This window comes from Streptomyces sp. NPDC096046 (assembly GCF_040303285.1).
GTDB lineage: Bacteria > Actinomycetota > Actinomycetes > Streptomycetales > Streptomycetaceae > Streptomyces.
In genome coordinates, this window is sequence record NZ_JBEOSZ010000015.1 from 100978 (window position 1) to 126725 (window position 25748).

Annotated in this window: 19 protein-coding genes and 1 pseudogene; 7 read left to right on the top strand and 13 right to left on the bottom strand. The window is 71.9% G+C overall.

The window, feature by feature from the left end; genetic code table 11:
• Positions 1-582 precede the first annotated feature (582 nt).
• The 3 genes from pepN to ABTX62_RS16045 all read right to left on the bottom strand — a co-directional run bounded on the left by pepN (position 583) and on the right by ABTX62_RS16045 (position 4181).
• Entirely contained in the window at positions 583-3075 is a 2493-nt protein-coding gene (gene pepN, locus ABTX62_RS16035) for an aminopeptidase N (RefSeq protein WP_352116738.1), read from the bottom strand.
• A 67-nt stretch (positions 3076-3142) separates the two neighbouring features.
• On the bottom strand, positions 3143-3694 hold the full coding sequence (locus tag ABTX62_RS16040) for a response regulator (protein WP_352116739.1): 552 nt from the start codon (positions 3692-3694) through the stop codon (positions 3143-3145).
• 136 nt (positions 3695-3830) lie between these two features.
• Positions 3831-4181 carry a chorismate mutase gene (locus ABTX62_RS16045; RefSeq protein ID WP_352116740.1) on the bottom strand — a complete coding sequence of 117 codons (351 nt, stop codon included), beginning with the start codon at positions 4179-4181 and terminating at the stop codon, positions 3831-3833.
• Positions 4182-4410: 229 nt separating this feature from the next.
• Between ABTX62_RS16045 and ABTX62_RS16050 the strand changes: the two genes are divergently transcribed.
• Positions 4411-5298, top strand: a complete 888-nt coding sequence (locus ABTX62_RS16050) for a hypothetical protein (RefSeq protein ID WP_352116741.1) — start codon at positions 4411-4413, stop codon at positions 5296-5298.
• 252 nt (positions 5299-5550) lie between these two features.
• Here ABTX62_RS16050 and ABTX62_RS16055 read toward each other — a convergent pair whose 3' ends face one another.
• Together ABTX62_RS16055 and ABTX62_RS16060 are read right to left on the bottom strand one after the other, a co-directional pair.
• Positions 5551-6456, bottom strand: coding sequence for an SDR family oxidoreductase (locus tag ABTX62_RS16055; protein WP_352116742.1), 906 nt, complete (start codon positions 6454-6456; stop codon positions 5551-5553).
• Position 6457: 1 nt separating this feature from the next.
• Positions 6458-7228, bottom strand: coding sequence for an SDR family oxidoreductase (locus ABTX62_RS16060; protein ID WP_352116743.1), 771 nt, complete (start codon positions 7226-7228; stop codon positions 6458-6460).
• A gap of 55 nt (positions 7229-7283) precedes the next feature.
• On the opposite strand from ABTX62_RS16060, the gene ABTX62_RS16065 reads away from it, so the two are divergent.
• The 4 genes from ABTX62_RS16065 (at position 7284) to ABTX62_RS16080 (ending at position 10966) form a co-directional block, all read left to right on the top strand.
• Positions 7284-8036, top strand: coding sequence for an enoyl-CoA hydratase family protein (locus ABTX62_RS16065; RefSeq protein ID WP_352116744.1), 753 nt, complete (start codon positions 7284-7286; stop codon positions 8034-8036).
• Positions 8033-8869: a CoA transferase subunit A gene (locus tag ABTX62_RS16070; RefSeq protein ID WP_352116745.1), complete on the top strand. Its 837-nt coding sequence runs from the start codon at positions 8033-8035 to the stop codon at positions 8867-8869. Before ABTX62_RS16065 ends, ABTX62_RS16070 begins: the two co-directional genes overlap by 4 nt.
• Positions 8866-9585 (top strand): CoA-transferase subunit beta, encoded by a 720-nt coding sequence (locus ABTX62_RS16075; RefSeq protein ID WP_352116746.1) that lies wholly within the window; start codon positions 8866-8868, stop codon positions 9583-9585. The genes ABTX62_RS16070 and ABTX62_RS16075 overlap by 4 nt, the downstream gene beginning before the upstream one ends.
• A 328-nt stretch (positions 9586-9913) precedes the next feature.
• Positions 9914-10966, top strand: coding sequence for an NAD(P)H-dependent flavin oxidoreductase (locus ABTX62_RS16080; protein WP_352116747.1), 1053 nt, complete (start codon positions 9914-9916; stop codon positions 10964-10966).
• Here the strand turns inward: ABTX62_RS16080 and ABTX62_RS16085 are convergent.
• From ABTX62_RS16085 to ABTX62_RS16095, 3 genes and pseudogenes are all read right to left on the bottom strand, one after another.
• Positions 10950-12107: an acetyl-CoA C-acetyltransferase gene (locus tag ABTX62_RS16085; protein ID WP_352116748.1), complete on the bottom strand. Its 1158-nt coding sequence runs from the start codon at positions 12105-12107 to the stop codon at positions 10950-10952. The genes ABTX62_RS16080 and ABTX62_RS16085 overlap by 17 nt on opposite strands.
• Before the next feature lie 29 nt (positions 12108-12136).
• Positions 12137-12742, bottom strand: a pseudogene (locus ABTX62_RS16090) (TetR/AcrR family transcriptional regulator); the annotation flags it as partial.
• A 42-nt stretch (positions 12743-12784) separates the two neighbouring features.
• Entirely contained in the window at positions 12785-13573 is a 789-nt protein-coding gene (locus ABTX62_RS16095) for an SDR family oxidoreductase (RefSeq protein ID WP_283969728.1), read from the bottom strand.
• A 49-nt stretch (positions 13574-13622) separates the two neighbouring features.
• On the opposite strand from ABTX62_RS16095, the gene ABTX62_RS16100 reads away from it, so the two are divergent.
• Both ABTX62_RS16100 and ABTX62_RS16105 read left to right on the top strand, forming a co-directional pair.
• Positions 13623-14762 carry an acyl-CoA dehydrogenase family protein gene (locus ABTX62_RS16100; protein WP_352116749.1) on the top strand — a complete coding sequence of 380 codons (1140 nt, stop codon included), beginning with the start codon at positions 13623-13625 and terminating at the stop codon, positions 14760-14762.
• A gap of 31 nt (positions 14763-14793) precedes the next feature.
• On the top strand, positions 14794-15753 hold the full coding sequence (locus ABTX62_RS16105) for an acyl-CoA dehydrogenase family protein (protein ID WP_352116750.1): 960 nt from the start codon (positions 14794-14796) through the stop codon (positions 15751-15753).
• Here the strand turns inward: ABTX62_RS16105 and qcrB are convergent.
• From qcrB to ABTX62_RS16135, 5 genes are all read right to left on the bottom strand, one after another.
• On the bottom strand, positions 15728-17383 hold the full coding sequence (gene qcrB / locus ABTX62_RS16110; protein WP_352116751.1) for a cytochrome bc1 complex cytochrome b subunit: 1656 nt from the start codon (positions 17381-17383) through the stop codon (positions 15728-15730). The two genes, ABTX62_RS16105 and qcrB, sit on opposite strands and share 26 nt — an antisense overlap.
• Before the next feature lie 102 nt (positions 17384-17485).
• Positions 17486-18220, bottom strand: coding sequence for a vWA domain-containing protein (locus tag ABTX62_RS16115; RefSeq protein WP_352116752.1), 735 nt, complete (start codon positions 18218-18220; stop codon positions 17486-17488).
• Between the two features lie 301 nt (positions 18221-18521).
• Entirely contained in the window at positions 18522-19985 is a 1464-nt protein-coding gene (locus ABTX62_RS16125) for a glutamate synthase subunit beta (RefSeq protein WP_352116753.1), read from the bottom strand.
• The gene (gene gltB, locus ABTX62_RS16130) at positions 19978-24585 is read right to left on the bottom strand and encodes a glutamate synthase large subunit (RefSeq protein ID WP_352116779.1); all 4608 of its coding nucleotides are present in this window, start codon (positions 24583-24585) and stop codon (positions 19978-19980) included. The genes ABTX62_RS16125 and gltB overlap by 8 nt, the downstream gene beginning before the upstream one ends.
• A gap of 381 nt (positions 24586-24966) precedes the next feature.
• Positions 24967-25698, bottom strand: a complete 732-nt coding sequence (locus ABTX62_RS16135; RefSeq protein ID WP_352116754.1) for a VIT1/CCC1 transporter family protein — start codon at positions 25696-25698, stop codon at positions 24967-24969.
• Positions 25699-25748 lie beyond the last annotated feature (50 nt).

The window sequence follows — 25748 nt, forward strand, 5'->3', positions numbered from 1 at the left end:
CGGCGCCCTCGTGGCCGTCGTCGAGGAGGGCGTGTTCGGCGACGGCGGCGATGTCGTCCTCGTGGACGGGCGCGGAGCGTGCCCCGGCGAAGAAGCGGCGGACGGTGCGCCGCTGCGGAGCTGCGGGCCCGCTGGAAGGCGTTGGCGGCGAACGCGCCGGGGCCGCGGGAAGGCCCGCGCCGGGCTTCTGCCGCGGACGGGCCGTTCGGCGGTGCCGAGGCGTGGGGCGAGGGCGCGGCCGACGTTTCCGGTGACACCGGTCACTGCGATCAGGGAGGGCGCCTCGGGCGGGGTCGTCTGTCGTGACCCGAGGCCGGGAAGGGCGGCCGGCCCACCGCATCAGCGGACAGGCGGCCCGCCCACGGCATCAGCGAAAAGACGGCCGACCCACCGCATCAGCGAAAAGGCGGCCCGCCCGCCACATCAGCGAAAAGACGGCCGACCCACCGCATCAGCGAAAAGGCGGCCCGCCCACGGCATGGGTGAAAGGGCGGCCGACCCACCGCATCAGCGGAAAGGCGGCCGGCCCACCGTATCGGTGGAAGGGGCCGGCCGCCCCGTGAGTGCCCTACGGCGCCGGTCCTAGTTCTCCCGGCCGCCCTGGACCCGCAACGCCCGGGCCAGGTCGTCGAGTTGGTCGACGAGCTTGCGGCGCAGGGCGGGGATCGGGTCGGCGTCGCGCAGGCATTCCCGGCCGAGGCGGAGGGTGTCGGCGTCGACGGCGTGCGCGGGGAAGGCCCAGCGGCCGGCCGCGTCGGCGATGGCGGGGCCGCGGCGGTCGGCGACGGCGACCGCGTCGGCGTAGTAGCGCTCGACGTAGGCGTGTACCAGGTCGGCCTGTTCGGGCTGCCAGAAGCCCCGGGCGGTGGCGGTGAAGAGGTAGTTGGACAGGTCGTCCGAGTCGAACATCGCCTGCCAGGCGCGGGCCTTGGCCTCCGGGTCGGGCAGGGCGGCCCGGCAGCGGGCGGCGCCCTCCTGGCCGGTGGCGCTCGGGTCGCGTTCCAGTTCCGCGGCGATGGCGGCCTCGTCGGTCGCGCCGAGGACGGCGAGCCGGGCGAGGACGCGCCAGCGCAGTTCGGGGTCGAGTTCTGGGCCGCCGGGGACGGTGCCGTCGGCGAGCCAGGCGGCGATGGTGTCGGGGTGGGCGGCCACGTCGATGCGGTGGCGTACGGCGATCAGGCGCAGGCCGGGGTTGTCGCCGTCCTCGGTGCGGCGGATGAGGTCGCGGCACAGTTCGGAGAGGGTGGCGAGTGCGGCGGGCCGCTCCTCGGGGGTGAGGTAGCGGTCGGTGACGTACGTGGCGGCGAAGGCGAGCACGCCCTGGACGATGGCGAGGTCCGTCTCCAGCGGGAGGTGGGTCCTGGCGGTCTCCAGGTAGGCGCCGGGGGCGAGTTCGCCGTCGCGGACGGCGTCGCGCAGGGCGTTCCAGACGACCGCGCGGGTGAGCGGTTCGGGCAGGCCGGACAGGTCCTTGCGGACGGTCTCGAAGGACTCGGGGTCGAAGCGGACCTTGGCGTAGGTGAGGTCGCCGTCGTTGAGGAGGAGCAGCGCGGGGCGCTTGCCGATGGGGTGGGCGTCGGTCTGCGGGAGGTCCAGGTGGAGGCGTTCGCGCAGGACGAGTTGCCCGCCGTCGTCGCCGAGGTCCCGGTCGTAGAGGCCGGCGGCGATGCGGTGCGGGCGGCTGCCGGCGCGGTCGACGGTGAGGGCGCAGGTGCCGTGCTCGCCTGGGGCGATGTGCGGGGTGAGGGTGTCGACGCCGGTGGTGCGCAGCCAGGCGTCGGCCCAGGCGTGGACGTCGCGGTCGGTGGCGCCGGCGAGGTTGTCGATGAAGTCGGCGAGGGTGGCGTTGGCGAACCTGTGCCGGGCGAAGTGGGTGTTGATGCCGGCGAGGAAGTCCTTCTCGCCGAGCCAGGTGACCAGTTGCCGCAGTGCGCTGGCGCCCTTGGCGTAGGAGATGCCGTCGAAGTTGAGCAGCGCGGAGGCGGTGTCGTCGACGGCCTCGGGGGCGACGGGGTGGGTGGAGGGGCGCTGGTCGGCGTCGTAGCCCCAGGACTTGCGGGTGACGCCGAAGTCGGTCCAGGTGTCGCTGAAGCGGGTGGCTTCGGTGAGGGTCTGGTAGCCCATGTACTCGGCGAAGGACTCGTTCAGCCAGATGTCGTCCCACCACTTGAGGGTGACGAGGTCGCCGAACCACATGTGGGCCATCTCGTGGGCGATGACCATGGCGCGGGTCTGGCGTTCGGTGTCGGTGACGGCGGAGCGGTAGACGAACTCGTCGCGGAAGGTGACCAGGCCGGGGTTCTCCATGGCGCCGGCGTTGAACTCGGGGACGAAGGCCTGGTCGTAGGAGTCGAACGGGTAGGGCTCGTCGAACTTCTCGTGGTAGCGGTCGAAGCAGGCGCGTGTGACGTCGAGGAGTTCGTCGCAGTCGGCGTCCAGGTGGGGGGCGAGGGAGCGGCGGCAGTGCAGTCCGAAGGGCAGGCCGCGGTGCTCGGTGCGCACGGAGTGCCAGGGGCCGGCGGCGACGGCGACGAGGTAGGTGGAGATGAGCGGTGTAGGGGCCGCCTTCCATACGCCGTCGGTGTGTTCGGTGATGCCGTTGGCCAGGACGGTCCAGTCCTGCGGGGCTTTCACCGACAGCTCGAAGACGGCCTTCAGGTCGGGCTGGTCGAAGGCGGCGAAGACCCGCTGGACGTCGTCCATGAACAGCTGGGTGTAGACGTAGGTCTCGCCGTCGGTGGGGTCGGTGAAGCGGTGCATGCCCTCGCCGGTGCGGGAGTAGCGCATCCGCGCGTCCACGCGCAGTTCGTGCTCGCCGGCGGTGAGGTTCGGCAGGGCGAGCCGGTTGCCGTCCAGGGCTTCGGGGTCCAGGGGGTGTCCGTCGAGGGTGACGGAGCGCAGCTCGGCGGGCTTGAGCTCGACGAAGGTGTCCCCGTCCACGCGGGCAGCGAACCTGATCAGGGTGCGGGAGCCGAAGGTCTCGTCGCCGCCGGTCAGGTCGAGTTCGATCGTGTAGCGGTGGACGTCGAGGAGCTCGGCTCGGGTCTGCGCTTCGTCGCGCGTCAGTACGGACATGCGAGACATGCTGCCTGATGGCGTCGGCATGGCACAGAGGCGGATCGGTACGTGCCCAATGTCCGGTCTAGGTGCGGTCCTTTTCGAGCTCGCCGGCGTGCGCCCCCATGGGCCGTTGGGTCGGCACACGCGCGTCGGGATGGGGCAGGGCGGGGCGTGGGGGGTGTGCGGGGGTCTCGGTGTGCTCCCGCGCGCGGGCGCGCAGGCGGTGCACTTCGTGTTCCAGGGCGAGGTGGCGCCGGTGGGTGTCGAAGAGGTAGCGGACCTTGGTGCGCAGGGCCCAGGGGTCCACGGGCTTCAGGACGAGGTCGGCGACGCCGAGCCGGAAGGCGGTGGTGTTCAGTTCGTGGTCGGCGCCGAAGCCGGTGAGCAGGATCACGGGGATGTGCTGGGTCTGCTCGACGCGTCGCATGTAGCGCACGACCTCCAGCCCGCTGACGCCGGGCATGCGCACGTCGAGCAGGAGCAGGCCGACGTGGCCGCGAAGCACCTGTTTGAGTGCCTCGTCGCCGCTGGTGGCCCGGTCGAGCCGATAGCCCAGCGGGGCCAGAGCGCTCTCCAGCGCGTACAGCGTGTCCTCGTGGTCGTCGACGATGAGGATCCTGGTATCCGACGGCATGGCCCGACGCCCCTCCCTCGTGGAGGACCAGAGTAGTCCGGGACACTGACGCGTAGTGCTCATCGGTTGACATGCTGTGCACAGCGCAGCATGCACCCGGCGGGCCGCCGTGTCACTCCCCCGGGGCGCGCGGGAGTCAGCTGCCGCCGGTGGTGGTGCCGTTGAGCGCCTGGTCCGCGATGCGCTCGTGGTGGCGGATGACCTCGCCGACGATGAAGTTCAGGAACTTCTCGGCGAAGGCCGGGTCCAGCTTGGCGTTCTCGGCGAGGGCGCGCAGCCGGGCGATCTGGCGGGCCTCGCGAGCCGGGTCGGCGGGCGGCAGCTGGTGCTCCGCCTTGAGGTGGCCGACCTGCTGGGTGCACTTGAAGCGCTCGGCGAGCATGTGGACGACGGCCGCGTCGATGTTGTCGATGCTGTCGCGCAGCCGGGTGAGCTCTTCACGGACGGCGGGGTCGACGTCGCGGGAACCGGTGTCGCTGGTGGTCATGGTGCGTCAGCCTAAGGGGATCAGGCCGGGTGGCCGCCGGCCGTCTCATTCTTCGGCGGTGAAAGACGCTGGTGGAAGGGGACGTCCTCGTGGCCGCCGGGGACGGCCTGGATGCGGGCCGGTTCCCGGAAACCGGGCTTCGGGGTGGACGCCGGGTGCCTGGAAGCCGTCCGTGGAGACGATCATCGTACAGTGGAACCGGGTTCCGGCGGCCTCTTGGGGGTGAGGCGTGGCGAACGACGGGCCGGTCGAGCACGGCTACCCGCATCTGGAGACGGTGCGGGCCGCCGTCACGGCGCTGTACAGGCGGTTGTCGTACGACACCGTGCGGACGTTCGCGACCAGTGTGGTCCCCGCCGACGTGGCGTTCTGCGACACCGACGACCTGTACCTGGGAGCGCAGCGGGTGGCGCGGGAGCTGGTGCGGCACTACCGGCTGCCGGACGCCCGGCTGATCGTGAGCTTCCGGGAGATGCGGCACGCGGCGAACGTCGAGCTCGCGGCCGGGCCGGAGTACTTCGTGGAGCTGAACGACCGGTTCCGTACGCATCGGCGGGACATCGGGGCGGCCTTGGCGCACGAGGTGATGCACGTGTATCTGCACCGGCTGGACCTGTCGTTCCCGGGCGTGCGGGACAACGAGATCCTCACGGACACGGCGACGACGTACCTGGGGGCGGGGTGGCTGCTGCTGGACGCGTACCGGGAGGACGGGGCGTCGTCGCAGAAGCTGGGGTATCTCACGCCGGAGGAGTTCGGGTACGTGCTGGCCAAGCGGGCGCTGGCCTTCGGGGAGGACCCGTCGGTGTGGTTCACCAGCGCGCAGGCGTACACGGCGTACGAGAAGGGGATGGAGCTGGCCCGCCGTGACGGGCGGGAGCCGCCGTTGACGGCGGCGGGGTGGGCGGGGCGGCGCCGGTACGCCCGGGACCGGCGGCAGGCCCCGGAGGGTCCGCCGCCGCCGGGGGTGCGGTACGCGTTCTCGCCCGACGGGGGCGGGCGGTTGCGGGTGTCGTTTCCCTGCCCGACGTGTCATCAGCGGATCAGGGTGCCGGTGCGGGGGCGGATCCGGGCGCGGTGCGCGTTGTGCCGGAGCGTCCTGGAGTGCGACACGTGAACGTCCTGGGGCCTGTCGTTCGGATCAGGTCGCAGGGGAGCACCTCGTCGTCCACGACGACCCGGCGAACGATCCGGCGAACGACCCGGCCGGCGGCATCATCGGCGGTGGTCTCCGGTGCCGGTGAGCGGGGCCCGGTGGGTGGGGGCGCGGGGCGGTGAGGGAGTCGACGCGGAGCGTCGGTGACCGACGACGGCGCCGCGGATGCGCGGGCCGGGCCCCGCGTCCGCGGCCCGATGCGAACGACAGGTGTCAGGTGCCGTACACCGGCCCGGGTTCGGACGCCTCCGCCAGGAGTTTCCGGGTCTGCTCCCCCGCCTCGGCCGGGCTCCAACGCCCGCCCTTGTCCGCGCTCGGTCCCGCCCTCCATCCGTCCATGACCGTGATCCGGCCGCCCTCCGTCTCGAAGACCCGGCCCGTCACGCCGGTGCTCGCCGCCGAGCCCAGCCAGACGACGAGGGGGGAGACGTTCTCGGGGGCCATCGCGTCGAAGCCCGAGCCGGGGGCGGTCATGGTGTCGGCGAAGGCGCGTTCCGTCATCCGCGTGCGGGCGGCGGGGGCGATGGCGTTGACCTGGACGCCGTAGCGGTGCAGTTCGGCCGCCGCGACCAGGGTCAGGGCGATGATGCCGGCCTTGGCGGCGCTGTAGTTGCCCTGTCCGACCGAGCCCAGCAGTCCGGCTCCGCTGCTGGTGTTGACGATCCGGGCCTCGGGCCGGCGGCCCGCCTTGGCCTCGCGGCGCCAGTGCGCGGCCGCGTGCCGCAGGGGCAGGAAGTGGCCTTTGAGGTGGACGCGTACGACGGCGTCGAAGTCGTCCTCGTCGAGGTTGACCAGCATCCGGTCGCGCAGGAAGCCCGCGTTGTTGACGAGGGTGTCGAGCCTGCCGTACGTCTGCAGGGCCGTGCGGACCAGCGAGGCGGCGCCCTCGGTCGTGGCGATGTCGCCGCCGTGCGCCACCGCCTCGCCGCCCGCCGCGCGGATCTCCTGCACGACCCGGGCGGCGGGACCGTCGGGTCCGGGGGTGCCGTCGAGGCCCACTCCGAGGTCGTTGACGACCAGTCGTGCCCCCTCGGCCGCGAACGCGAGGGCGTGGGCCCGGCCGAGCCCGCGCCCCGCGCCCGTGACGACGACGACCCGGCCCGCGCAGATTCCGCTCATGTCAGCTCTCCTTGTCCGCGGTGGGCGGGGGGCCGCTCCCCCGCCCGGCGCCGGCCGCGTCCAGGAACGCCGGCCGTTCCCCGCCCCCGTGCACCTGCAGGCTCGCTCCGCTGATGTACGCGGCGGCGTCGGACGCCAGGAACACCGCCGCGCGGCCCACGTCGGACGGTTCGGCGAGACGGCCCAGCGGGACCGTGCGGGCGACGGCGGCGATGCCGTCCCGGTCGCCGTAGTGGAGGTGGGACCGTTCGGTGCGGACCATGCCCACGACGAGGGTGTTGACCCGGATGTCGGGCGCCCATTCCACGGCCATGGAGCGGGCGAGGTGCTCCAGGCCCGCCTTGGCGGCGCCGTAGGCGGCGGTGCCCGGCGAGGGGCGTCCGCCGCTGACACTGCCGATCATGACGATCGAGCCTTGGGAGTGCCGCAACCGGTCGTACGCGGCGAGGGACACGGTCAGCGGCGCGAGCAGGTTGAGCTGCACCACGCGCGCGTGCCGTTCCGGTCCGGCCTCGGTGAGCGGCCGGTGGGGTGCGCCACCCGCGTTGTTGACGAGCACGTCCAGCCGGGGGAGGCGGGCGAACAGGCGCCCGGCGGCGTCGGTGTCCCGGACGTCCAGCGGTACGAACTCGGTACCGGGGAGCGGGACGTCCGGTGGCCGGCGGGCGCAGACCACGACCTCGGCGCCCGCCCGTACGAAGGCACGCGCGATGCCGGCGCCGACGCCCCGGGTCCCGCCGGTGACGACGGCGACCTTCCCGTCCAGCTCCATGCGCTGCTACCTTTCGACCTAACAAACGTTTGGTGGAAAGGTAGCTGATGCGGCCATGGGTGTCTCCACCTCGTGCGGGGAAAAGGGCATCGCCGTCGTCACGGTCGACTTCCCGCCGGTGAACGCCGTGCCGGTGGCGGGCTGGTTCGCCCTGGCCGACGCGGTGCGCGCGGCCGGACGCGACCCGGAGGTCCGGTGCGTGGTGCTGGCCGCCGAGGGGCGCGGGTTCAACGCGGGTGTGGACATCAAGGAGCTGCGGGCGGACGACCGGGAGCACAGCGCGCTGCTCGGTGTGAACAGCGGCTGCGCACAGGCGTTCGCGGCGGTCTACGAGTGCGAGGTGCCGGTCGTGGCGGCGGTGCAGGGCTTCTGCCTGGGCGGCGGCGTCGGCCTGGTGGGGAACGCGGACGCGATCGTGGCGAGCGAGGACGCGGTGTTCGGACTGCCCGAGCTGGACCGCGGCGCCCTCGGCGCGGCCACACATCTGGCCCGGCTGGTCCCCCAGCACCTGATGCGGGCGCTGTACTACACGGCGCGTACGGCGAGCGCGGCCGACCTGCACGCACACGGGTCGGTCTGGCGGGTGGTACCGCGCGGCGCACTGCGCTCCGCCGCCCTGGAACTGGCGCGCGAGATCGCCGCGAAGGACGGCCGGCTGCTCCGCCTGGCCAAGGCCGCGCTCAACGGCATCGATCCCGTGGACGTGCGCCGCAGCTACCGCTTCGAGCAGGGCTTCACCTTCGAGGCGGGCCTCAGCGGGGTGGGCGCGCGGGTGCGCGACCGGTTCGGGCAGGAGGGAGCGCGATGAGGGACAAGACGATGTCGGCGGACGAGGCCGTGTCCCGGCTGTCCAGCGGCATGACCCTCGGCATCGGCGGCTGGGGCTCGCGCCGCAAGCCGATGGCCCTGGTGAGAGCGCTGCTCAGGTCGCGGATCACCGACCTCACCCTCGTGTCGTACGGCGGCCCGGACGTGGGCATGCTGGCCGCGGCCGGGCGGATCCGGCGGCTGGTGACGGCGTTCGTCACCCTCGACTCGATCCCCCTGGAGCCGCACTACCGGGCGGCTCGTGAACGGGGTGCCTTCGCCCTGACGGAGATCGACGAGGCGATGTTCCTGTGGGGCCTGCGGGCGGCGGCGAACCGGCTGCCGTTCCTGCCGGTGCGGGCCGGGTTCGGCTCGGACGTGATGCGGGTCAACCCGGGGCTGCGGACGGTCACATCGCCGTACGAGGACGGGGAGACGTTCGTCGCCGTGCCCGCCCTGCGGCTGGACGCGGCCCTGGTGCACGTCAACCGCGCGGACCGCTCGGGCAACGGGCAGTACCTGGGCCCGGACCCGTACTTCGACGACCTGTTCTGCGCGGCCGCCGACACGGCGTACGTGAGCTGCGAGCGCATCGTCGGCACGGCCGAGCTGACGAAGGAGGGCCCGCCGCAGACCCTGCTGATCAAGCGGCACACGGTCACCGGTGTCGTCGAGTCCCCGAACGGGGCGCACTTCACCTCCTGCGCGCCCGACTACGGCCGCGACGAGGCCTTCCAGAAGCGGTACGCGGCCACGTCCTGGCCCGCTTTCGAGGCCGGGTACCTCGGTGGGGACGAGCAGGCGTACCAGGCGGCCGTGCGGGAGGGCACATGACCGGGCCCACCCGCGCCGAGTACTGCGTGATCGCCTGCGCCGAGGCCTGGCGGGACGCGGGCGAGGTGCTGGCGAGCCCCATGGGGCTGATCCCCTCGATCGGCGCGCGGCTGGCCCGGCTCACCTTCGCACCGGACCTGCTGCTGACCGACGGCGAGGCGCTGCTCGTCCGCCCGGACGGGACACCGGAGGGCTGGCTGCCCTACCGCGAGCATCTGGCCTGGGTCACCGCGGGGCGGCGGCACGTGATGATGGGCGCGAGTCAGATCGATCGGTTCGGCAACCAGAACATCGCCTGCATCGGCGACTGGGAGCGGCCGGAGCGGCAGTTGCTCGGGGTACGCGGCGCACCGGTCAACACCCTGAACAATCCGACCAGTTACTGGATCCCGAGGCACTCCCGGCGGGTCTTCGTCGAGCGGGTCGACATGGTCTGCGGGGTCGGCTACGACCGGGCGGCCGGCGCACGGTACCACCGGATCCCGCGGGTCGTCTCGGACCTGGGCGTCTTCGACTTCGCCACCCCCGACCGCTCGATGCGGCTGGCCTCGCTGCACCCGGGCGTCACGATGGAGCGGGTCGAGGAGGCGACGGGCTTCGAACTGACCGTGCCGGACGAGATCCCGGTGACCCGGGAGCCGACCGGTGAGGAGCTCCGCCTGATCCGCGAGGTCGTCGACCCGACCGGGACCCGAACCGGGGAGGTCGCCGCATGAGAGGGACGGCCCCCACCCCGCCGACCGATGCCTCTGAGACCGCCGACCCGATCAAGACCCGAACCGGGAAGGCCACCACATGAGAGGGACGGCCCCCACCCCGCCGACCGATGCCCACGAGGCCGCCGACCCGACCGGGGCCCGGACCGGGAAGGCCACCACATGAGAGAGACGGCCCCCACCCCGCCGACCGATGCCCCCGAGACCGCCGACCCGACCAAGACCCGAACCGGGAAGGCCACCACATGAGAGAGACGGCCCCCACTCCGCCGACCGATGCCTCTGAGACCGCCGACCCGACCGGGGCCCGGACCGGAGAGGTCGCCGCATGAAGGGGACGGCGCTCACCCGGCTGACCGGTGTCCGCCATCCGGTCGTGCAGACCGGGATGGGCTGGGTGGCGGGACCCCGTCTGGTCTCCGCCACGGCGAACGCGGGCGCTCTCGGCATCCTGGCCTCCGCCACGATGACGCCCGGCCGGCTGCGGGAGGCCGTGCGGGAGGTGAAGGCCCGCACCGACGCGCCGTTCGGGGTGAACCTGCGGGCCGACGCGGCCGACGCGGGCGACCGCGTCCGGATCCTGATCGAGGAGGGCGTCCGGGTCGCCTCCTTCGCCCTGGCCCCCTCCCGGGAGCTGATCGGCGGGCTCAAGGAGGCCGGTGTGGTCGTCATGCCGACCGTGGGGGCGCGGCGGCATGCCGAGAAGGTCGCGGCGTGGGGCGCGGACGCGGTGCTCGTGCAGGGGGCGGAGGGCGGCGGGCACACCGGGGAGGTGGCCACGACCGTGCTGCTGCCGCAGGTGGTGGACGCGGTGCGGATACCCGTCGTCGCGGCGGGCGGCTTCTTCGACGGGCGTGGGCTGGCCGCGGCCCTGGCCTACGGGGCGGCGGGCGTGGCGATGGGCACCCGGTTCCTGCTGACCTCGGACTCGACCGTGCCGGACGCGGTGAAGGCGAGGTATCTCGCGGCGGCCGTGAAGGACGTGACGGTGACCCGGGCGGTCGACGGGCTCCCGCACCGCATGCTGCGTACGGAGCTGGTGGCCGCCCTGGAGGAATCGGGCCGGGCCGTGGCGCTCGCACGGGCCCTGCGCGCGGCGGCCGGATTCCGCGGGCTGTCCGGGCTGACCTGGCGGCAGCTGGTCCGGGACGGGCTGGCCCTCAGACGCGGCAAGGACCTGTCCTGGAGCCAGGTGCTGCTCGCCGCGAATACGCCGATGCTGCTGAAGTCGGCGATGGTGGACGGCCGCACGGACCTGGGCGTGATGGCGTCCGGGCAGGTCGCCGGGGTGATCGGCGACCTGCCCTCGTGTGCGGAGCTGGTGGAGCGGATCATGCGGGAGGCCGACGAGACGCTGGCGCGGCTCACAGCCGTTCGATGATCGTCACATTGGCCTGGCCGCCGCCCTCGCACATGGTCTGCAGGCCGAACCGGCCGCCGGTGCGCTCCAGTTCGTGCAGCAGGGTCGTCATGAGTTTGACGCCGGTCGCGCCGAGGGGGTGCCCCAGGGCGATCGCGCCGCCGTTGACGTTGACCCGGTCCGGGTCGGCGCCGGTCTCCTTCAGCCAGGCCAGAACGACCGGGGCGAAGGCCTCGTTGATCTCGACGAGGTTTATGTCGTCGATGGTCAGGCCGGTCTTCTTCAGGGCGTGGGCGGTGGCGGGGATGGGGGCGGTGAGCATCCGGATCGGGTCCTCGCCGCGTACGGAGAGGTGGTGCACGCGTGCGCGAGGGGTGAGCCCGTGGTCGCGCACGGCCTGTTCGGAGGCCAGCAGCATCGCCGCCGCCCCGTCGGAGACCTGGGAGGAGCAGGCGGCGGTGACGGTTCCGCCGTCGAGGACCGGCTTGAGGCCGGCCATCTTCTCCAGGGAGGTGTCCCGGCGCGGCCCCTCGTCGGCGGTGACCTCCGCGTACGGGACGGTCTCGCGGACGAAGCGGCCCTCGTCGATCGCCCGCACGGCCCGCTGATGGGAGCGCAGGGCGAACTCCTCCTGGTCCTGCCGGCTGATCCCCCACTTGGCGGCGATCATCTCGGCGCCCACGAACTGGTTGACGGGCTTGTCCCCGTACCGTGCCCGCCAGCCGGTGCTGCCCGCGAACGGCCCCTGGGTGAGTCCGAGCGGTTCGGCGGCCTGCCGGGTGGCGAAGGCGATGGGGATCATCGACATGTTCTGCACCCCGCCGGCGACCACCAGGTCCTGGGTACCGGACAGCACGGCCTGCGCTGCGAAGTGCACGGCCTGCTGCGAGGAGCCGCACTGCCGGTCGACGGTCACGCCCGGCACCTCCTCGGGCAGCCCGGCCGCCAGCCAGCAGGTCCGCGCGATGTCCCCGGCCTGCGGGCCCACCGCGTCCAGACAGCCGAGGACGACGTCCTCCACGGCGGCCGGGTCGGCGCCCGAGCGGCTCATCAGCTCCCCCAGGACGTGCGCGCCGAGGTCGGCGGGGTGGACCGCGCTCAGCCCTCCCCCGCGCCGCCCGACGGGTGTGCGCACCGCTTCGACGATGTAGGCCTCGGCCATGACGACTCCTCCGCGGGTAGGGGCTGTGCGCGTACGGCGATCCCGTCCAGCACCATCGACAGGTACTGCCGGGCGATCTCGTCCGGGCTGTGCTGTCCGCCCGGCCGGTACCAGGACGCGGCGACCCACACGGTGTCGCGCACGAACCGGTAGGTGAGCCGGACGTCGAGGTCGTCGCGGAAGGCCCGCTCGGCGACGCCGCGCTCCAGGGTGGACAGCCATGCCTTTTCGAACCTGCGCTGCGACTCGGCGAGGAACGCGAACCGCTCCTGCGCCACGAGCTGCCTGCTCTCCTTCTGGTAGATCGCGACGGCCGCCCGATGCCGGTCGATCTCCCGGAACGACTCGGTGACCAGAGCCTGAAGCGTCTCGCGCGGGCCCAGCCCGGCGGCCAGGACGGTGTCGTAGCCGTCCCACAGCTCGTCGAGGAAGGTGCGCAGGATCTCCTCCAGCATCGACTCCTTGGAGTCGAAGTGGTAGTAGAGGCTGCCGGCCAGCATCCCCGCGTGGTCCGCGATCTTGCGGACGGTGGTGGCGTTGTAGCCCTGCTCGGCGAAGACCTCGGCGGCGGTGCCGAGGAGTTCGGCGCGGCGGTCGCGAGCCGCGGCGCCCAGGGCGGGCTCGGTGGCGGTCACCTGGGAATTCTTCTTCGAAGGAGGCACGGGTCCATTGTCGTCCTAGGGATGCCTGCTGCTGACGGAGACCACTTCTCCGGTCATGTACGAGGAGTAGCCGGAGGCCAGGAAGACGATCACGTTGGCCACCTCCCAGGGTTCGGCCCAGCGGCCGTAGGCCTCGCGGGCGGTCAGCTCGGCGAGCAGCTCGGGTGTGGTCACCTTCACCAGGTGGGGGTGCATGGCGAGGCTGGGCGCCACGGCGTTGACCCGCACCCCGTGCCCGGCCGCCTCGATGGCCGCACACCGGGTCAGCGCCATCACGCCCGCTTTGGCGGCGGCGTAGTGGGCCTGTCCGGCCTGGGCGCGCCAGCCGACGACGGAGGCGTTGTTGACGATCACGCCGCCGCCGGTGCCCTTCATGTGCCGCAGCGCGGCCCGCACGCACCGGAACGTGCCGGTGAGCGTCACGTCCAGGACGCGGGACCACTGCTCGTCGGTCATGTCGAGAAGGTCCGCCGTGCCGCCGAGACCGGCGTTGTTGACCACGACGTCGAGGCGGCCGTGCTCCGCCGCGGCCGTCTCGAAAAGGACGCGCACCTGCGTCTCGTCGGTGACGTCGCAGGGCACGGCGGTGATCGACGCCGCACCGAACTCGGCCGCCAGCCTCGCCCGGTGTTCCGTGAGCCGCCGTGGGTGCGCGTCGCTGATCAGCACGCGCGCGCCTTCTTCGAGGAAGCGCCGCGCGGTCGCTGCGCCGATCCCCGCGCCGGCCGCCGCCGTGACGACGGCGGTCCGCCCCTTCAGCAGGCCGTGACCCGGCACGTACGACGGACTCTCGACGTCTGTCATGAGCTCACGCTAACCTACCAAACACTTGTTAGGGAAGGAGGGAGCGGTCGTGGACCTGGTGTTCTCCCCGGCGGACGAGCGGTTCCGCGCCGAGGCGCGGGAGTGGCTGCACACGCACGTGCCGCGCGATCCGCTGCCCTCCCTGGAGACCGAGGAGGGCTTCGCCGCGCACCGCGCCTGGGAGGCGGAGCTGGCCGCGGAGCGCTGGTCGGTCGTCAACTGGCCCTCGCGCTACGGCGGGCGGGACGCGGGGCTGGTGCGGTGGCTGCTCTTCGAGGAGGAGTACTGGGCGGCGGGCGCCCCGGGCCGCGTCGGCCAGAACGGCATCCAGTTGCTCGCCCCGACCCTCCTCGACCACGGCACCGAGGAGCAGCGGGCCCGGGTCCTGCCCCCGATGGCCTGCGGCGAGGTGGTCTGGGCGCAGGCCTGGTCGGAACCCGAGGCCGGTTCGGACCTGGCGTCCCTGCGGGCGAGGGCCGTGCGCACGGACGGCGGATGGCTGCTGACCGGCCAGAAGACCTGGTCCTCGCGGGCCGCGTTCGCCGACCGCGCCTTCGGGCTGTTCCGCAGCGACCCGGAGACCGCCAAGCCCCACCAGGGCCTGACGTATCTGATGTTCGGCCTGCGCGCGCCCGGTGTCACGGTCCGCCCGATCGGCCGCCTCGACGGCAAGCCCGCCTTCGCGGAGCTGTTCCTCGACGAGGTCTTCGTGCCCGACGAGGACGTGATCGGCGCTCCGGGCCAGGGCTGGCGCATCGCGATGTCGACGGCCGGCAACGAACGCGGGCTGTTGCTCCGCTCCCCCGGTCGCTTCCTGGCCGCCGCGCACCGGCTGGAGGAGCTGTGGCGCGAGCGGGGCTGCCCGGTGTCCATGCGGAGCCGGGTGGCCGACGCCCTGACCGGTGCCCGCGCCTACCAGTTGTTCACGTACGCGGCCGCCTCCCGCTTCCTGGAGGGCGAGGCCGTCGGCCCCGAGTCGAGCCTGAACAAGGTCTTCTGGTCCGAACTGGACCTCGCGCTGCACGAGACGGCCCTCGACCTGCTCGGCCCAGAGGGCGAGGCAGCGGACACCGACTGGGCGGAACGGTACCTCTTCGCCCTCGCCGGGCCCCTGTACGCGGGCACGAACGAGATCCAGCGCGACATCATCGCCGAGCGCCTGCTCGGCCTGCCGAAGGGACGCCGCTGATGCCGGGCGCTTCGCCGGAGGGGCGGCTGTGATGCGCTTCCTCCTCGATCCCGAGCAACGTGCCTTCGCGGCGTCGCTGGACGCCCTGCTGACGGCGGCGGACACACCGGCGGTGATCCGGGACTGGAGCCGGGGCGACCACGCGAGCGGGCGGGCGCTGTGGTCCCGTGCGGCTCGGGCGGGCGTGTTCGCGCTGGCGGTGCCGGAGGCGTACGAGGGCCTGGGACCGCGCCCCGTCGAACTGGCCGTGGCGTTCGTCGAACTGGGCCGCCACGCGGTACCCGGCCCGCTGGTCGAGACGGTCACGGCGGCGGTGCTCCTCACCGGGGCCGGCCCGGGTGCCGCCGAGCGGCTGCTGCCGGCCCTCGCGTCCGGGGAGACGATGGCGACGGTGGCCCTCGAGGGCGCGTACGCCCTGGACGGCGACGCGGCGGCCCTCCGGCTCGCCTGCGCCCCCGACGGCATCCGCCTCTCCCCCGGCCACGGTCCCGTCCGCCCCTCCCTCGACCCGGCGCGCCGCCTCACCCCCCTCGCCCCCGGCGGGGAGCTCCTCGGCCCGCCCGTGGAGCAGGCCCTCACCTGGGCCCGCCTCGCCACCGCCGCCCAAGCCCTCGGCGTGGGCCTCGCACTCCTCGACAGAACCGTCGGTTACGTCAAGCAGCGCACCCAGTTCGGTGTGCCCGTCGGCTCGTTCCAGGCGGTCAGGCACCGGCTGGCCGACGCGAAGACGGCCCTGGAGTTCGCGCGTCCCCTGCTGTTCGGCGCCGCGCTGAGCATGCGTCCGGCCGAGGTCGCCGCCGCCAAGGCGGCCGCGTGCGAGGCGGCGTACGCCACGGCCCGCACCGCCCTGCACCTGCACGGGGCGATCGGCTACACCGCGGAGTACGGCCTGGGGCTGTGGCTGACCAAGGCCCGGGCCCTGCGCACGGCCTGGGGCGACCCCGAGACGTGCCGGGCCCTGGTCGTCAGTGCCGGTGATCGCCGCTGGTGATCTCCCGGTACTCCTCCACCGTCGGTTTCTCGATGCGCGCGCCGGGCCCGAACATGGCCTTGGCGAGCCGGGCGCGCAGCCGCTCGGACCGCTTGACCCTGCGGCGGACGCCCCTCGCGTCGTTCTCACGTCCGGCCTCGAAGGGCGGGTGCTGCTCGTGCTGGGTGAGCGTGAACAGGTCGGCCTGGGTGAGGGGTTCGTGGACCTCGATGTACTCGCCGGTCGGGAGCCGTTTGACGGTGCCGGTCTCCCGCCCGTGCAGCACCTTGGCGCGGTCGCGGCGCTGCAGGCCCATGCAGATCTTCTTCGTGACGATGAAGGCGGCCACCGGCAGCACGAAGACGCCGATCCGCACGAACCAGGTGATCGCGTTGATGGACAGATGCAGATGGGTGGCGACGATGTCGTTGCCGCCGCCGATCAGCAGCACCACGTACAGGGTCAGCCAGGCCACGCCGAGACCGGTGCGCACGGGCGCGTTGCGCGGCCGGTCCAGGATGTGGTGCTCCCGTTTGTCGCCGGTGATCCACGCCTCGATGAAGGGGTAGACGCCGAGGGCGAGCAGGATCAGCGGGAAGAGCGCGAACGGGATGAACACGCCGAGGACGAGGGTGTGCCCCCAGAGGTTGATCTCCCACCCCGGCATCACCCGGATGAGGCCTTCGGAGAAGCCGAGGTACCAGTCGGGCTGGGCGCCGGTGGTGACCAGGTCGGGCCGGTAGGGGCCGAAGGCCCACACGGGGTTGATCTGGGCGATCGCGCCCATCACCGTCAGCACGCCGAAGACGAGGAAGAAGAAGCCGCCGGCCTTGGCCATGTAGACCGGCAGGAAGGGCATTCCGACGACCGACCGCTCCCGGCGGCCGGGGCCCGGGAACTGGGTGTGCTTGTGGTAGAAGACCAGGATCAGATGGGCGGTCACCAGGCCCAGCATGATCCCGGGCAGCAGCAGGATGTGGACGGGGTACAGCCTGGAGATGATGTCCTCGCCCGGGAACTCCCCGCCGAACAGGAAGAACGACAGGTACGTCCCGACGATCGGGACGGACAGGATCGCGCCCTGGGCGAAGCGGAGGCCGGTGCCGGACAGCAGGTCGTCGGGGAGGGAGTAGCCGGTCAGGCCCGTGATGATGCCGAGCATCAGCAGGGTCCAGCCGAAGAGCCAGTTCAGCTCGCGCGGCTTGCGGAAGGCGCCTGTGAAGAACACCCGCATCATGTGCACCAGCATGCCGGCGATGAAGACCAGCGCCGCCCAGTGGTGGATCTGCCGGATCAGCAGCCCGCCGCGCACATCGAAGCTGATGTCCAGCGTGGACTCGAACGCCCTGCTCATGAGGACGCCGTTGAGCTCGGTGTAGGAGCCGTTGTAGACGACCTCCTGCATGCTCGGCTCGAAGAACAGGGTGAGGTAGACGCCGGTGAGGATCAGCACGACGAAGCTGTAGAGGGTGACCTCGCCCAGCATGAAGGACCAGTGGTCCGGGAAGACCTTGCGCATGTTGGTCCTGGCCAGGGCGAACAGCCCGAGCCGCCCGTCCGCCCAGTCGGCGAGCTTCTCGCCCCTGCCTGCGGGAGATCCCCTGCGGGCGGAGTCCGTCCCGTACACCCGTCGCGCGCCGTCGTCGCCCATGCGTCGTCGCCTCCCCGTCGGATCCTTCCCAGCGTGGCACGGCGTCACCGGCGTGCAAACGGGGCGTGGGGGCGGCTGGGCCAAGGGGACGAGCGGCCCGGCTCAGCGGCTGCCGGAGTCCCTCACGATCCCCCGTGCCCGCGCGGCCACCAGCCACTTCGGGAACTCGCCCACCAGCCGGTCGTACAGCTCGGTGTCCGGGACCCTCCGCGGATCCGCCCCCGCGTGGAAGAACCCGGCGTTGTCGACGATCCGCTTGCCGGGCACGGCCAGCTCGTCCAGCTTGCGCAGGAAGTCGAACTGCTTGCTGCCCGGGTCGCCGAAGCCGATGAACTGCCAGAACAGCGGCAGCTTGGCCGCCTTGCAGAGGTACCGCTCCGCGGCGAGCTTGTTGATGGGCCCGCCGTCGGTCTGGAACACCACGAGGGCGGGCTCGGCCGACCCGCTGTCCAGGTAGTGGTCGATGACGGCGTCCATCGCCAGGTGGTAGCTGGTCTTCCCCATGTGCCCGAGCCCGGCGACGATCCGCTCGATCCTGCCCCGGTGATCGGCGAGGGCGATGTCGGTGACGGCGTCGACGTCGGTGGAGAAGAACACGACCGGCACGCTGCCGTCGTCGTCCAGATGCGCCGACAGCCCGAGCACCCGCTCGGCCAGCGCCTGCACACTGCCGTCCTTGTAGTACGGCCTCATCGAGCCCGAGTAGTCGACCACGAGGTAGACCGCGGCCCGCAGTCCGTCGAGGCCGTGCTTCGCGAGGGACACCCCGGCGCTCTTGTAGAGGTTCACCAGTGCGGGAGCGGTCTCCTGGACCTTGCTGAGGCTGATCGCGACCATGGCCCGCATCCTCTCACTCCTCGACGACCACTCCGTCGCTCAGTTCCAGCCCCCGGTCGGCCCGGCCGAGGAGTCGGGGGCCGTGGGTGGCGACGAGGGCCGTGACGCCCTCGCGTGCGCCCCGTGTTCCTGCTCGCCGACGAGCCGACCGGCGGGGCGGACTCGGCGACCGCACCGGCTGAGGACATGCGACAGCGCCTGCCCGGTCGTCCGGTCGGGGACTGATGGGCAGGCGCTGTCAGTGTTCCGCACGCCGTTGTGCGGGACGTCTTTTTGTGCGGTGCGGTGTGACGTGGTGCGGTCAGACCATCAGCGCGCGGTCCGTGGGGCGGATCGGCGCCGGCAGCTCGCTCGCACCCGTGAGGGCACGGTCCACGCCGCGTGCCGCCGAGCGGCCCTCCGCGATCGCCCAGACGATGAGCGACTGGCCGCGTCCGGCGTCACCGGCGACGAAGACGCCCGGCACGTTGGTCTGGAAGTCGGCGTCGCGGGCGATGTTGCCGCGCTCGTCGAGCTCCAGGCCGAACTGCTCGACCAGGCCGTTCTCACGGTCGGTGCCGGTGAAGCCCATGGCGAGGGTGACCAGCTGGGCGGGGATCTTGCGCTCGGTGCCCGGCTTCTGGGTCAGCTTGCCGTCGATGAACTCCACCTCGGTGAGGTGCAGCCACTGGACGTTGCCGTCCTCGTCGCCCTCGAAGTGGGTCGTGGAGACCGAGTAGACGCGCTCGCCGCCCTCTTCGTGGGCCGAGGTGACCTTGTACAGCATGGGGAAGGTCGGCCACGGCTGGTTGGTCGGGTGCCGCTCGTCGCTCGGGCGGGGCATGATCTCCAGCTGCGTGACGGAGGCCGCGCCCTGGCGGTGGGCCGTGCCCACGCAGTCCGCGCCGGTGTCGCCGCCGCCGATGACCACGACGTGCTTGCCCTCGGCCGTGATGGGGGGCGCCACGAAGTCGCCCTCCTGCACCTTGTTGGCCAGCGGCAGGTACTCCATGGCCTGGTAGACGCCCTTGAGCTCACGGCCCGGCACCGGCAGGTCGCGGGCCGTGGTGGCGCCGACGGCCAGGACGACCGCGTCGTAGCGCTTCTTCAGGTCCGTGGCCTTGAGGTCGCGGCCGATCTCGATGCCCGTGCGGAAGCGGGTGCCCTCCGCGCGCATCTGCTCGATGCGGCGGTTGATGTGCCGCTTCTCCATCTTGAACTCGGGGATGCCGTAGCGGAGGAGGCCTCCGATGCGGTCCGCGCGCTCGTAGACGGCGACGGTGTGGCCGGCGCGGGTGAGCTGCTGGGCGGCGGCGAGACCGGCCGGGCCCGAGCCGATGACCGCGACGGTCTTGCCGGACAGGCGCTCCGGGATCTGCGGGGCGACGTCCCCGGTCTCCCACGCCTTGTCGATGATCGAGACCTCGACGTTCTTGATGGTGACCGGCGGCTGGTTGATGCCGAGCACGCACGCCGACTCGCACGGAGCGGGGCACAGACGGCCCGTGAACTCCGGGAAGTTGTTGGTGGCGTGCAGACGCTCCTGCGCGGCCGCCCAGTCCTCGCGGTAGGCGTAGTCGTTCCACTCGGGGATGAGGTTCCCGAGCGGACAGCCGTTGTGGCAGAACGGGATGCCGCAGTCCATGCAGCGGCTGGCCTGCTTGCTGATGATCGGCAGCAGGGAGCCGGGGACGTAGACCTCGTTCCAGTCCTTGACGCGCTCGTCGACGGGGCGGGACTTGGCGAGCTCGCGCCCGTGGTTCAGGAAGCCCTTCGGGTCAGCCATTGATCGCCGCCTCCATCATCTTCTCGTGGGTCTCGGTCTCGGAGAGACCGGCTCGCTCGGCGGCGTCCTTGGCGGCGAGCACTGCCTTGTACGTGCTGGGGATGATCTTGCTGAAGCGCTCGACGGCGGTGTCCCACTCGGCCAGGAGCTTCTCGGCGACGGTGGAGCCCGTCTCCTCCTGGTGGCGGCGGACCACGTCGTGCAGCCACTGCTTGTCGGTGTCGTCCAGCGCCTCGACGGCGTCCAGGTTGCCGACGTTGACGTTGTCGCTGTCCAGGTCGATCACGTACGCGACGCCGCCGGACATGCCGGCCGCGAAGTTGCGGCCCGTCTCACCGAGCACCACCGCCTGGCCGCCGGTCATGTACTCGCAGCCGTGGTCGCCCACGCCCTCGGAGACGACCGTCGCGCCGGAGTTGCGGACGCAGAAGCGCTCGCCGACCTTGCCGCGCAGGAACATCTCGCCGCCGGTGGCGCCGTAGCCGATGGTGTTGCCGGCGATGACGCTGTACTCCGCGAGGTGGTCGGCCGCGCGGTCGGGGCGGACCACGATCCGGCCGCCGGACAGGCCCTTGCCGACGTAGTCGTTGGCGTCGCCCTCCAGGCGCAGCGTGACACCGCGCGGCACGAAGGCGCCGAAGGACTGGCCCGCGGAGCCGGTGAAGGTGATGTCGATGGTGTCGTCGGGCAGGCCCGCGCCACCGAACTTCTTCGTCACCTCGTGGCCGAGCATGGTGCCGACCGTGCGGTTGATGTTGCGGATCTGCACCTGGGCGCGGACCGGCTGCGCCTCGGTGGCGCCGGACGCGGCCAGGGCGTCGGCGGCCAGCTTGATGAGCTGGTTGTCGAGCGCCTTCTCCAGGCCGTGGTCCTGCGCGGTGATCTGGTGGCGCACCGCGCCCTCGGGCAGCTCGGGCACGTGGAACAGCGGCGCCAGGTCCAGGCCCTGTGCCTTCCAGTGGTCGACGGCGCGCGTGACGTCCAGCGTCTCGGCGTGGCCGACGGCCTCCTCGATGGAACGGAAGCCCAGCTCGGCGAGGATCTCGCGGACCTCCTGGGCGATGTACTGGAAGAAGTTCACGACGTACTCGGCCTTGCCGGCGTACCGCTCGCGCAGGACCGGGTTCTGCGTGGCGATGCCGACCGGGCAGGTGTCCAGGTGGCAGACGCGCATCATGACGCAGCCGGAGACGACGAGCGGCGCGGTCGCGAAACCGAACTCCTCGGCGCCGAGCAGCGCGGCGATGACCACGTCGCGGCCGGTCTTCAGCTGGCCGTCGGTCTGCACGACGATACGGTCGCGCAGGCCGTTGAGCAGCAGCGTCTGCTGGGTCTCGGCGAGGCCGAGCTCCCACGGACCGCCGGCGTGCTTGAGCGAGGTGAGCGGCGAGGCACCGGTGCCGCCGTCGTGGCCGGAGATGAGCACGACGTCCGCGTGCGCCTTGGAGACACCCGCGGCGACGGTGCCGACACCGACCTCGGAGACCAGCTTGACGTGAATCCGCGCCTGCGGGTTCGCGTTCTTCAGGTCGTGGATCAGCTGGGCCAGGTCCTCGATGGAGTAGATGTCGTGGTGCGGGGGCGGCGAGATGAGGCCGACGCCCGGCGTCGAGTGACGGGTCTTGGCGACCCACGGGTAGACCTTGTGGCCGGGCAGCTGGCCGCCCTCGCCGGGCTTGGCGCCCTGGGCCATCTTGATCTGGATGTCGTCGGAGTTGACCAGGTACTCGGACGTCACGCCGAAGCGGCCGGAGGCGACCTGCTTGATGGACGACCGGCGGGCCGGGTCGTACAGGCGCTCCGGGTCCTCGCCGCCCTCACCGGTGTTGGACTTGCCGCCCAGCTGGTTCATGGCGATGGCGAGGGTCTCGTGCGCCTCCTGGGAGATGGAGCCGTACGACATGGCGCCCGTCGAGAACCGCTTGACGATCTCGGAGACCGGCTCGACCTCGTCGATGGAGATCGGCTGCCGGTCCGACTTGAAGCCGAACAGGCCGCGGAGCGTCATCAGCCGCTCGGACTGCTCGTTCACGCGCTCGGTGTACTTCTTGAAGATGTCGTACTTGCCGGAGCGCGTGGAGTGCTGGAGGCGGAAGACCGTCTCCGGGTCGAACAGGTGCGGCTCGCCCTCACGGCGCCACTGGTACTCGCCGCCTATGTCCAGCGCGCGGTGCGCCGGGGCGATGCCGGAGGCCGGGTAGGCCTTGGCGTGGCGGGCGGCGACCTCCTTGGCGACGACGTCGATGCCGACGCCGCCGATCTTGGTGGCCGTGCCGTTGAAGTACTTCGCGACGAAGGCCTCGTCGAGACCGACGGCCTCGAAGACCTGGGCGCCGCGGTAGGAGGCGACGGTCGAGATGCCCATCTTGGACATGACCTTCAGCACGCCCTTACCGAGGGCGTAGATGAGGTTGCGGATGGCCTGCTCGGGCTCGATGCCGGGCAGGAAGGTGCCGGCGCGGACCAGGTCCTCGACGGACTCCATCGCCAGGTACGGGTTGACGGCGGCGGCGCCGTAGCCGATGAGCAGGGCGACGTGGTGGACCTCGCGGACGTCACCGGCCTCGACCAGCAGGCCCACCTGTGTGCGCTGCTTGGTGCGGATGAGGTGGTGGTGGACGGCCGCGGTGAGCAGCAGCGACGGGATCGGCGCGTGCTCGGCGTCCGAGTGGCGGTCCGACAGGACGATCAGGCGGGCGCCGTTGTCGATGGCGGCGTCGGCCTCGGCGCAGATCTCCTCGATGCGCGCGGCCAGCGCGTCACCGCCGCCGTGCACCCGGTACAGGCCGGACAGGGTCGCGGCCTTGAAGCCGGGCATGTCGCCGTCGGCGTTGATGTGGATGAGCTTGGCCAGCTCGTCGTTGTCGATCACCGGGAAGGGCAGCAGAACGCTGCGGCAGGACGCGGCCGACGGCTCCAGCAGGTTGCCCTGGGGGCCCAGCGAGGAGCGCAGGGAGGTGACCAGCTCCTCGCGGATGGCGTCCAGCGGGGGGTTGGTGACCTGCGCGAACAGCTGCGTGAAGTAGTCGAAGAGCAGACGCGGGCGGTCCGACAGCGCGGCGATCGGCGAGTCGGTGCCCATCGAGCCGATCGGCTCGGCGCCGGCCTTGGCCATCGGTGCGAGGATGACGCGCAGCTCCTCCTCGGTGTAGCCGAAGGTCTGCTGGCGGCGGGTGACCGAGGCGTGCGTGTGCACGATGTGCTCGCGCTCGGGCAGGTCGGACAGCTCGATCTCGCCGGCCTCGACCCACTCCGCGTAGGGGTTCTCGGCGGCGAGCTCTGCCTTGATCTCGTCGTCCTCGATGATGCGGTGCTCGGCGGTGTCCACCAGGAACATGCGGCCGGGCTGGAGGCGGCCCTTGCGGACGACCTTGGCCGGGTCGATGTCGAGCACGCCGACCTCGGAGCCGAGGACGACGAGGCCGTCGTCGGTGACCCAGTAGCGGCCGGGGCGCAGGCCGTTGCGGTCGAGGACCGCGCCGACCTGGGTGCCGTCGGTGAAGGTGACGCAGGCCGGGCCGTCCCAGGGCTCCATCATCGTGGAGTGGAACTGGTAGAAGGCGCGCCGGGCCGGGTCCATGGAGTCGTGGTTCTCCCACGCCTCCGGGATCATCATCAGCACGGAGTGCGGCAGGGAACGGCCGCCCAGGTGCAGGAGTTCGAGGACCTCGTCGAAGGAGGCGGAGTCGGAGGCGTCCGGCGTGCAGACCGGGAAGATCCGCTCGATGGCCTTGTCGTCGGAGCCGAACAGGTCCGAGACGAGCTGCGACTCGCGGGCGACCATCCAGTTGCGGTTGCCCTTGACGGTGTTGATCTCACCGTTGTGCGCGACGAAGCGGTACGGGTGGGCCAGCGGCCACGACGGGAAGGTGTTCGTGGAGAACCGGGAGTGCACGAGCGCGATCGCGGAGGCGAAGCGGCGGTCGGACAGGTCCGGGAAGAAGGGCTCCAGCTGGCCGGTGGTCAGCATGCCCTTGTAGACGATGGTCCGCGCCGACAGCGACGGGAAGTACACGCCGGCCTCGCGCTCGGCCCGCTTGCGCAGCACGAAGGCCCGGCGGTCGAGGTCGATGCCCGTGGCGGGCGAGGCGGCGGCGTCACTGACGAAGATCTGGCGGAAGACCGGCATGGTCGACCGGGCGGTGACACCCAGCAGCTGGGGGGCGACCGGCACCTCGCGCCAGCCGAGGACGGTGAGGTTCTCGTCGGAGGCGATCGACTCGATCCGCGAGACGGCGTCGGCGGTGGAGTCCTCCGGCAGGAAGGCGATACCGACGGCGTAGGCCCCGGCCTCGGGCAGTTCGAATCCGGCCACGTCACGGAAGAAGGCGTCCGGGACCTGCGACAGGATGCCGGCGCCGTCGCCGGAGTCGGGCTCCGAGCCGGTGGCGCCGCGGTGTTCGAGGTTGCGCAGGACGGTCAGGGCCTGCTCGACCAGGGTGTGGGACGCCTCGCCGGTAAGAGTGGCGACGAAGCCGACGCCGCAGGCGTCGTGCTCGTTGCGGGGGTCGTACATACCCTGCGCAGCAGGGCGAGCATCCATGAAGGACCAGTTCTGGCCATTCGCGGAATGCTGGGACGGCTGGCGCGGCGTACGCATCGGCTCTCCCGTCGTCGTCATCTGGCATATGTGCATGTGCCGAGGGACGACGTTGGCCCTCGCGTGATCGCAAAATTTCGTGCAGGTTACATGATGGAGCGGTTCTCGGGAACCGGGATAATCCGTTCCAGCATGCGGACACTGCGGGTTCGCGGCGGGGGTACCGCACCAGCAGCGGAAGCATGGAGGGACCGCACGGAACGACCGGGTCAGATCGGTTTCCGTCGGCCCGGGGAGCGGGACAGGCGTCTTCGCCCGCCCGCTGGGGCGCGCGGCGGGCGTCGTTGCCCGCAGCGCTTGGGGCTCATGCCCGGTGGCCACACATCCGAAACCCACGAGTAACGGCCACCTATGCGGCCCCTCGCATGGATCCGAGCCGCGCTATCCTACGGCCGTTCCGAACAAGGTGCCCAGGGCGTACGTCACACCGGCCGCCGCCCCTCCCAGGAGCAGTTGCCGCAGCCCGCTGTACCACCAGGTGCGCGCCGTCACCTTGGCCACCACCGCGCCGCACAGGAAGAGCCCGAGCAGCGCCAGCAGCACGGCCGGCCACATGCTGCTCGCCCCCAGCAGATACGGCAGTACGGGAATCAGCGCGCCCAGCGCGAAGGAGCCGAAGCTCGACACCGCGGCCACGGTGGGCGAGGGCAGATCGCCGGGGTCGATGCCCAGTTCCTCGCGGGCGTGGATCTCCAGGGCCTGCTCGGGGTCCTCCGACAGCTGCCGGGCCACCTCACGGGCCAGTCGCGGCTCGACGCCCCTCGACTCGTAGAGCGCCGCGAGCTCGGCCTCCTCGTCCTGGGGGTGCTTGCGCAGCTGGCGCCGCTCCACGTCCAGCTCGGCCTCGACGAGCTCGCGCTGCGAGGCGACGGAGGTGTACTCGCCGGCGGCCATCGAGAAGGCACCGGCGGCCAGGCCCGCGAGTCCGCTGAGGACGATGGTGTGCTGACCGACCGCCCCGCCGGCGACGCCCGTCATCAGCGCGAGGTTGGAGACGAGGCCGTCCATCGCCCCGAACACCGCGGGACGCAGCCAGCCGCCGTTCACATCCCGGTGGGTGTGGTTGTCCCGGTGCGCCTCGTGCAGCGCCGCCTCGGTGTCGATGATGGCCATGGAAGATCCCCACTCCCCGTTCTTTGGACAGATTCCAGAGTTCTACAACC